Here is a 5109-nt window from a genome sequence, read left to right as displayed (position 1 = left end):
AACGGTGGCAGGTATCCAATGTGGCTTTGCTGCTTCAATGCGACCAAGTAAATAATCGTAATAGGGGTCTAGCTTCGACGGGCGTGACTGACGTTCGGGGTACACAGGAAGTCTGTCTTTATTCCTAAGGTAAACTCTCACCGTGTTTCTAGATACACCCAACGTCTTTGCGATACGGCGGATGCTTTGGCCCTGTTGATGTAAAACGTGTATATCCACTAGTTGCTCCTGATTGATCATAGTCCGCCGTTTTATCCATGAAACGAACAGACATTTTGTCTCAGGTGGGTCAATTTTAAATCGACGTTAGTGGGTCATTTTTACATCGGCGGTAACAATCTAAGTCAACATAAGAATCATCTATAGATACATACGCGTCTCTTAATTCAATAACTGAAAAACCATCCATTCTTTTTTCAATCAATAGCTTGTGCATTTCTGCACTGATTTTTGTGGAACGTTTCATGCACTGATCATAACACTAAATAAACTTAGGATTGCTAAGTATACAGAAATCAGTAAAACTTAGACAATCTAAGTTATCAAAGGTTTTTAGAATGAACACTCTGTGGAATACAATCCAATCCCAACTCGACTTAAGCAAGCCCGTAAACGCGCTGGTATTACTCAAAAGAATCTAGGAGTGATGATTGGCATGGATGAAAGTTCTGCGAGTGGTCGAATGAACCACTATGAAAAAGGTCGGCACACACCTGACATCAGCACATTAAAGAAAATGGCTGATGCACTAGGCGTACCTTTAAATTACTTCTTATGTGAAGATGAGAGCTCTGCTGATTTGGCTATTGCTATCTCAAGATTATCGATAGAAAAAAGAAATATGCTGCTTGAGTACATTGCTAGCATCTCAAATGAATGAGCGTAAGGTTAATTACCGCATAGACTATTAGGTGCGATATCACTCTAGTACCTCTTAATCTGCTCAACTCACATTTCTACTTGCTACATATACTTTTTTATCTGCTTGGTTGGTACGTGACTGGCAGGATTCTCAGGCCAAGGATGCTTAGGGTATCTACCTTTCATTTCTTTTCTCACTTCACAATAAGCACCTTCCCAAAACGCAGCCAAGTCACTTGTAATTTGCAATGGCCTTTGGGCTGGCGAAAGTAACTCTAATACTATTGCAACTTTTCCATTGGCAATCAGTGGCGAGGATTTTTCGCCAAACATTTCCTGTAGTTTGACTGCTAATACCGGGCTATTGTTCTCCCGATAACGTATAGCATAACGAGAACCTGTTGGTACCGTATGGTGAGTAGGGAGCGTATTATCGAGTTTCTGCTTCTTATCCCAGCCAAGCCTAGCTTCCAAAGCTGAAATTAAATCGAGTCGTTCTAGTGCCTTAAGCGTCTTCATCCCATTCATATAAGGCAATAGCCATTCAGTCGCCTCAGAAAGCAAAGTATCATCGTCCATTGCTGGAAGGTCTAACTCTGGCAACCAGTCAGCAGCACAGCGGGCGCGGGTAAGAAGACCTTGAGCAGCTTTGTTCCATGGTAAAATAGTGAGACCTTTGCGTACTACAGCATTTAACAAAGCTTCGCTAGCCTTTGAGGGATCAGGTTCTCCCATTGATTGGCACTCCATCACTAGCTTTCCACAACAAAGATGTTTTTCTGCTAATAAGCGGCCTTTCTTATCATCCCAATCTAATGATTCTCGCCACATAAACAAATGCGGTAGAATTTGTTGGAGGTTTTCCAATTGCGCTGGAACTGCCGAGAAAATCCGACTATCTCCTTGTCGTGTTTTAACAATATCTGCAACTACTAATAGTTCTTCATCAGCAAGGAGCTCATCTGGCATCATCATCGCCCCTTGCCCGTTAGCTAACTGATATCTGCTGTCTTTACCCCGAGACAGTGCAATACGATCAGGAAAGCCTGCAGCTAGGAGTGGCGCAACCCATTCATTAGCTATCTCTAGGCTTTTGGCAATGATACCTAACCTATCTAAAAGCTGTTTGGCTCTCTTAAGGTAGGCTTTATTCCGTGGCAATTCGCCACTTTCAAAAAGACTAAGCTGGAAGTGTAAGTCAGGGTTGTTAATTCCTCTTGGAGGGTCTTCGAGTAACGCAACCAAAATTGCAGCTGTTGCAGCTACTGAACCATCATGTTGCTTAGCTAACAACAGCATCGCGGCATGACGAGGGGCAACTCCAAGTTTATGAATTGCTATCCCCATTTCAGTTAGCTTCCCTGATGTATCTAGAGCTCCGAGCATTTTCAATAATACTTGTGCTTTTCTTAAGGAGGGGGCAGGCGGGAGATCAAGCCAATGTAAATCAGAGGCTGACTGACAGCCCCATTGTATCAACTCCATAAAAAGGGATGTAAGATCAGCTCGTAAGATTTCTGGTTGTGGTGTGGCTGGTTGGCGCTCTAACATATCTTCACTATAGAGGCGTAAACAAACACCTGCCTCTAGACGGCCAGCTCTTCCCGCTCTTTGTTCAGCAGAAGAACGAGCGATACGCACCGATTCTAATCGATTTATTCCACTTTTAGGATCCCATAAGGCTATACGCTCAAGGCCGCAATCGACGACCATCCGTATCCCCTCAATAGTCAAACTGGTCTCGGCAATATTAGTTGCCAAGACTACTTTTCGCTTACCTTTAGGCGTAACTGTTATAGCTTGCTGCTGCTGGACTTCTGTTAACTGACCATAAAGAGGGCATACAAGAACCTCACTATCGAGTTGGCCATTTAGTTGTTCAGCTAGACGTCGGATTTCTCCAGCTCCCGGCAAAAAAACCAGCATTGACCCTGATTCTTGAGATAGTAGTGTTACGATTTCTTTTGCTACTGCCCCAATAAAGTTCACTTTTTCGGTCAATCTTTTATAACGCAACTCCACTGGATAACTTCGTCCTTCAGACTCAATGTAACCAGCCTGCGGCAATAAGTTTGTTAGAGCCTCTGCATCCAGTGTTGCCGACATAACTAAAATTTTGAGGTCATCACGTAGCGCATCTTGAACCTCCAAAGCTAATGCTAACGAGAGATCTGCATCTAGGTTACGTTCGTGGAACTCATCAAAAATCAACAAGTCGATCCCCGTCAATTCAGGGTCTTGTTGAAGCATTCTAGTCATAACACCTTCAGTAACGATCTCAAGCCTAGTTCGACTGCTAACTCTGGTTTCCCCTCTAACTCTGAGGCCAATAGTATCGCCAACCTTCTCTCCAAGTTGAGAAGCCAGATAACTAGCAATGTTCCTTGCAGCAAGCCGACGAGGCTCCAACATTACAATTTTACCGGTAATAACTCGTTGTTGTAACAGTATAAGTGGCAAGCGAGTTGACTTTCCTGCCCCTGGGGGAGCTTTCAGAATTAGCTGTGAGTTAGCATTAAGTTGGTTAATCAGTGCTGAAAGCACATCATCTATGGGCAGGCTTGGCAATAGAAGTACCTAGATCATATATGGTTAGGGCATATTTATTATACCCTAACGCAGCTCCAAGAGAAAAATCACTTCGAAAATGCCGTCACTAAATAGAATTGCTTGTTGATCGTATGAATTATCAGTGGGACTAACTAACTTTCGGATATTAATGAGTTACATATTTTTTCTAGTGTACTAAGCTATTATTAGTAAAAATAAGTCGATACAGACATGGTGAAAATCAGCCAGATTACGATAATTGGCTAATTATTTCTGTCTATCGGCTCAGAATACGCTATTCTGAGCCTTTCACCGATAAAACCACAAAATGTAAAGTCTATCTCAGACCAATGCGGTAACGTAAATTATGAACGTCCCGAAACTCACGGTAGCATTTTAACCTTAATTCTTTATTACCAGATGGGGCGAAAATATTAAAATATTTGTCAAAATATTTCGCATCGCTTCTCAAGTCTCCTTTCCAATCATAAATATTTATAGTTCTATTCAAAAACTCACTGAATAACGTATCATTAAGTTCTTTTACAAGAGTATCACAAGCCATTGCAGCCTCCTGTACTACTATAAGATCGAGTTTGATTGGTTTTTCTAGATACTCGTGATATTTATCTAACCCTAAAGAAAGTGCATTGTTTGAACCAAATAACCCTGACCTATGCACAACACAATGACGTAATTCGCCTATAAAATCAAAATCTGAAAATGCAGTTGCAAGGGTTGGGTTTTTCTTAAGATTTGCTATGTTCACACCGGTAACGTTTTTTACCGTTTCTCTTATATTATATGCAGAATGAAACGAGCAATCCTCCATCAGAGCTTCTGGCAACAGTAATTTATTATGGTGCACGGCGGCTCCATATGTGACTGATTTGGAATAGCTTTTTGACTTTGATTCGTCATCAATAAGTAGCAGTCTTCTTAGAAGACAGCGAACATAGCTTTCCACAGAAGAAATAAAGCCAAGAATAAGAAGATTTGAAAGTTTAGACCACTCCTCATTACTTTGAGATGCTAGAGAAATATAGTTTCCTGTACTTGGCTCGAGTACAAAGCAACCAAGTAGCTTCTTGTACGATAGAATGTTACTTTCGTATATATCAATCGGAGACTTATCCGGCTCTTGATACGACAAGTCAAATAGAGATTGCGACCGTATAGTGGTCGTGCTTCTTGTGCCTGATAATGCAAATTTGAATTCTTTTTTAGCCATTAGTATAGAAACTCATTTGTCCATGCATTGATTTTGTTAACTATTTTTTCTGCGTATTTAGGCCCGACATGTCTAACTTTCTTTAATTCTCTTATCGTATCATCAGATATTAGAACATCTTCAATTGTTTTAAATTTAGATATCTCAATAACCTTGTGTTGGAAGTCGGTAAAAGGCAATTCTGATAATTCCTTGGTCATGCACTCCTTGAATATTGAACCATCAACTAACTCACCACCACATATATGACAAAATTTTTGTCCATCTGCTATTCTAGCAGTGCCACAGTTGGGGCATGATGGCAGATCTATTTTGATTTCCGCAATAACATCATCTGATATTACTCGGTTGAACTTTCTTCTGATGGCATGTTTTTCAGATTGGCTCGGGCTTTGTTGCTTAATTCGGTTGGAAGACATGGCAGCCTAAAGTTGTTCGGTTCTTAAGCAATATACTGAGTTTCAGGC

The 5109-nt window shown here is 41.1% G+C and carries 5 protein-coding genes; 1 reads left to right on the top strand and 4 read right to left on the bottom strand.

The features are described 5' to 3' along the window. On the bottom strand, nt 1–240 hold a 240-nt coding region (locus B5D35_RS22680), incomplete at its 3' end, for a helix-turn-helix domain-containing protein (protein ID WP_139367808.1). 328 nt (nt 241–568) lie between these two features. On the opposite strand from B5D35_RS22680, the gene B5D35_RS22675 reads away from it, so the two are divergent. Next, nucleotides 569–880 carry a helix-turn-helix domain-containing protein gene (locus tag B5D35_RS22675; protein WP_078754686.1) on the top strand — a complete coding sequence of 104 codons (312 nt, stop codon included), beginning with the start codon at nt 569–571 and terminating at the stop codon, nt 878–880. An 83-nt stretch (nt 881–963) separates the two neighbouring features. Here B5D35_RS22675 and hrpB read toward each other — a convergent pair whose 3' ends face one another. From hrpB to B5D35_RS22660, 3 genes are all read right to left on the bottom strand, one after another. Continuing rightward, complete coding sequence (gene hrpB, locus B5D35_RS22670) at nt 964–3429, bottom strand: ATP-dependent helicase HrpB (protein WP_078754685.1); 2466 nt, start codon at nt 3427–3429, stop codon at nt 964–966. 319 nt (nt 3430–3748) lie between these two features. Beyond that, complete coding sequence (locus tag B5D35_RS22665) at nt 3749–4642, bottom strand: hypothetical protein (RefSeq protein WP_078754684.1); 894 nt, start codon at nt 4640–4642, stop codon at nt 3749–3751. Beyond that, nucleotides 4642–5061: a zinc ribbon domain-containing protein gene (locus tag B5D35_RS22660; protein ID WP_078754683.1), complete on the bottom strand. Its 420-nt coding sequence runs from the start codon at nt 5059–5061 to the stop codon at nt 4642–4644. The genes B5D35_RS22665 and B5D35_RS22660 overlap by 1 nt, the downstream gene beginning before the upstream one ends. Nucleotides 5062–5109: the final 48 nt, after the last annotated feature.

It is taken from the genome of Enterovibrio nigricans DSM 22720, assembly GCF_900167155.1.
In the GTDB taxonomy this organism is placed as follows: Bacteria; Pseudomonadota; Gammaproteobacteria; order Enterobacterales; family Vibrionaceae; genus Enterovibrio; species Enterovibrio nigricans.
The sequence above is the reverse complement of the archived record's forward strand: the minus strand, read 5'-3'. Positions and strand labels throughout refer to the sequence as shown.